We start from the raw sequence: 3352 nt of genomic DNA, 5'->3' as shown, positions 1-3352 counted from the left end.
TTGAAATGCGCAATGCGCCGTGGGTCATGTGGATCACCGACTTGTCGTCGCCCGACCCCTACTACATCCTGCCCATCGTGATGGCCTTGACCACCATGCTGCAGACCGCGCTCAATCCGGCGCCGCCAGATCCGATGCAGGCCAAGCTGATGTGGTTCATGCCGCTGATTTTCAGTGTGATGTTCTTCTTCTTCCCGGCCGGTCTGGTGTTGTACTGGATTACCAACAACATTCTGTCGATTGCCCAGCAGTGGGTCATCAATACCCGAATGGGTGTACCGCCGCAGTTCAATCTGCCGAAGTTCAAGTAACAAAAAAGGGCCGCTTTAGCGGCCCTTTAACATTGAGGCTTCATGCTGGCCCGTCATTACCATCCTATCGTTGCCATCGCCACCGCACCCGGACGCGGCGCGGTGGGCATTGTTCGCGTTTCCGGAAAGGAAATTGCGCCGCTCATCAGCGCTATTTGTGGTCGCACGCTGCTGCCCCGCCAGGCGACTTACCTGCCGTTCCAGGATGCCATGGGGCAGGTGATTGACCAGGGCTTGGCTCTTTATTTTCCCGCACCTCACTCCTATACCGGCGAGGACGTGCTGGAACTGCAGGCGCATGGCGGACCTGTCGTGCTGCAACTGCTGCTGGCGCGTTGCCTGGAGGCGGGTGCCACGATCAATCCTTCGACCGGCCAACCGGGCTTGTCCGAGCTTCGTGTTGCCCAGCCGGGCGAGTTTACCGAGCGTGCTTTTCTCAATGACAAGATCGACCTGGCGCAGGCCGAAGCGATTGCGGACCTGATTGATGCCAGCACCGAAACGGCGGCGCGCTCAGCCGCGCGGTCCATGTCGGGCGAATTTTCGATAGCCGTCAACACCCTGCTGGAGCAGCTGATTCACTTGCGCATGCTGGTCGAAGCCACGCTGGATTTCCCGGAGGAAGACATCGACTTTCTGCAAAAGGCCGACGCCCAGGGCCAGTTGCTGCGCCTGCGGGCCACGCTGGCCAGCGTGATGCAGCGCGCCACCCAGGGGGCAATTCTGCGTGAAGGCATCAAGGTGGTGATTGCCGGCCAGCCCAATGCCGGCAAGAGCTCGCTGCTCAATGCCCTGGCGGGTGCCGAGCTCGCCATCGTCACGCCGATCGCCGGTACCACGCGCGACAAGGTGTCGCAGCTGATCCAGATCGAAGGTGTGCCGCTGCACGTGGTGGACACGGCTGGTTTGCGGGATGCGCTCGACGAGGTCGAGAAAATTGGCGTTGCGCGGGCCTGGGCTGAAATTGAAAGCGCAGACGCGGTGCTTTTCCTGCACGATCTGACCCGGCAGGATGCTGCGGACGCTTCGCAAGATGCTGAAAATTACGCAGCAGATGACGCTCGAATAGCGGACGTATTGCGTCAAAAGCTCCCGAAAACGACGGCGATCATTGATGTCTGGAACAAGTCGGACAGCGCCAGCGCTGCTGTGCTCAGCCAGCTCAGCGGCGGCGTCCTGATTTCAGCCAAAACCGGCGCCGGTTTGCCGGCCCTGCGCCAGCAGCTGCTGCAGGTAGTCGGTTGGCAGGCTGCGCCCGAGGGCGTGTTCATGGCGCGCGAACGCCATGTGCGGGCGCTGCACAGCGTGCAGGCCGATCTCGAAACTGCCGCTGCGCAACTGGGTGCCGCCTGTCCCGCGCTCGATTTGCTGGCAGAGGATTTGCGCCAGGCCCAGCTGCACCTGAGCGCCATTACGGGCGCATTCACGGCCGATGACTTGTTGGGTGAGATTTTTTCAAGCTTCTGCATAGGCAAGTAGCCGTTTCACGAACGGCGCTGGATGGTTTCAGTTCTGATAAATAAAAAAATTAGAAGCTTATGGGGTTGAAATAAACTCAGCTTGTTGAATTAAAGAACGCCCATCAACGGGCGCTGTACATCCATCTTGAGAGCATTGAATATGTCTTTTTTAAACTGGTTTTCCGAAAAGCCTGCGACGGACTCACTGCCACCAGCCGGCGATGCAGCAACTTCGGGTGATGGCAGCAGGCTCAAACGCCATGCTCGCCGAGAGCAGTTGTATGTGGTTATTCGCGATGCCATGACGCGGGCCGGCGTATTGTCTTCCAGCTACAAATTCAAGGTGCTTTCACTGGATCAGCCCGGTGAAAACTTTATGGTCATGATGGAATTTTCCAGGAGTCTTGACGGCTCACCCGGGAAGCTGGCGGTCATGGAAGGGCTGATTATCAGGAATGCCAAAGCCCTTTTTGAAATTACCGTGCCTGCGGTCTACTGGCGCTTCGAGCAGGTCGCTGCTGATACACAGGTGGCATTGCCCGCTTCGAGGCAGGGCGCGCTGCACCCGCAGCTTGCCAGTTTTGACGACATCGACCTGCCGCATTTGCCAACCGTGCCATCGCTGAGCAACACGCAATACGGCGATCTGAATTAGGCGCCACGTTCCAGGCATAAAAAATGATTTCAGCCTGGTGAAAGCGAGCATCAATTGCTATTGAATGTATAGCAATTGATACCCTTCTCAATCCCCCGAAAAATCAATCAGGGTGAACAGGGGCAGGCCCGCCGCCCGCAGCGCCGCTGAACCGCCCAGCTCCGGCAAGTCCACAATGGCCGCGCCCTCCGTCACGCTTGCACCCAGTTTTTCGAGCAGTTTCTTGCCCGCCATCATGGTGCCGCCGGTAGCGATCAGGTCGTCAATCAGCAGTACCCGGTCGCCGGGTTTGACTGCGTCAGTGTGGAGTTCCACGGTGGCGCTGCCATATTCCAGTTCGTAGGTTTCCTGAACGGTGGAGAAAGGCAGCTTGCCCTTTTTTCGGATCGGCACAAAGCCCACATTCAACTCATAGGCGACCACCGCACCCAGAATGAAGCCGCGTGCGTCAAGCCCGGCCACCACATCCGGCCGCAGGGCCGGGTCCATATAGCGGTGCACAAAGGCGTCAATCAGCACGCGGAAAACTTTTGGGTTTTGCAGCAGCGGCGTGATGTCGCGAAACTGCACGCCAGGCGCCGGCCAGTCAGGTACGGTGCGAATATGGCGGCGCAGGTAGGGGCCGTAGTTGAACGTGTCTTGCGTAGTCGGCATGGAAGGTCAGACAAAAGGAATGCGGGCGATCATTTTGCCCTGTGCGTTGACCAGCAGGCCCTCGCCCATGGCCATGCCTTGCCCTGTGAGCGCGCTCATGTTGACCTGGTGCGTGACCCAGACATCAAACCGGCCGGCGCGCAGGCGTCCCAGCGCCGCGCGCAATTGCGCCGTTTGCACCGCTTCGCTGCCCTGTCCGTCGAAAAAAGAATTCAGTGCGGGCCAGACCTCGTGGCGGCCGAATGCGAGTTCTGCCGTGTCCTGGCAGCGGC

4 protein-coding genes and 1 pseudogene are annotated in these 3352 nt (G+C 59.2%); 3 read left to right on the top strand and 2 right to left on the bottom strand.

Annotation, left to right across the window (positions count from 1 at the left end):
• The 3 genes from yidC to IV091_RS10550 all read left to right on the top strand — a co-directional run.
• Positions 1 to 311: membrane protein insertase YidC (gene yidC / locus IV091_RS10560; protein WP_293468427.1), on the top strand; the 311-nt coding region annotated here is incomplete at its 5' end.
• A 42-nt stretch (positions 312 to 353) separates the two neighbouring features.
• Complete coding sequence (gene mnmE / locus IV091_RS10555; RefSeq protein ID WP_293468425.1) at positions 354 to 1790, top strand: tRNA uridine-5-carboxymethylaminomethyl(34) synthesis GTPase MnmE; 1437 nt, start codon at positions 354 to 356, stop codon at positions 1788 to 1790.
• 141 nt (positions 1791 to 1931) lie between these two features.
• The gene (locus tag IV091_RS10550) at positions 1932 to 2426 is read left to right on the top strand and encodes a hypothetical protein (RefSeq protein ID WP_293468423.1); all 495 of its coding nucleotides are present in this window, start codon (positions 1932 to 1934) and stop codon (positions 2424 to 2426) included.
• An 87-nt stretch (positions 2427 to 2513) separates the two neighbouring features.
• Here the strand turns inward: IV091_RS10550 and IV091_RS10545 are convergent, their stop codons facing one another.
• Together IV091_RS10545 and IV091_RS10540 are read right to left on the bottom strand one after the other, a co-directional pair.
• Positions 2514 to 3080, bottom strand: a complete 567-nt coding sequence (locus IV091_RS10545; protein WP_293468421.1) for an adenine phosphoribosyltransferase — start codon at positions 3078 to 3080, stop codon at positions 2514 to 2516.
• A 6-nt stretch (positions 3081 to 3086) separates the two neighbouring features.
• Positions 3087 to 3352 (bottom strand): annotated as a pseudogene (locus IV091_RS10540) (histidine phosphatase family protein); the annotation flags it as partial.

The organism is Polaromonas sp., from assembly GCF_018780625.1.
In the GTDB taxonomy this organism is placed as follows: domain Bacteria; phylum Pseudomonadota; class Gammaproteobacteria; order Burkholderiales; family Burkholderiaceae_C; genus Polaromonas.
The sequence above is the reverse complement of the archived record's forward strand: the minus strand, read 5'-3'. Positions and strand labels throughout refer to the sequence as shown.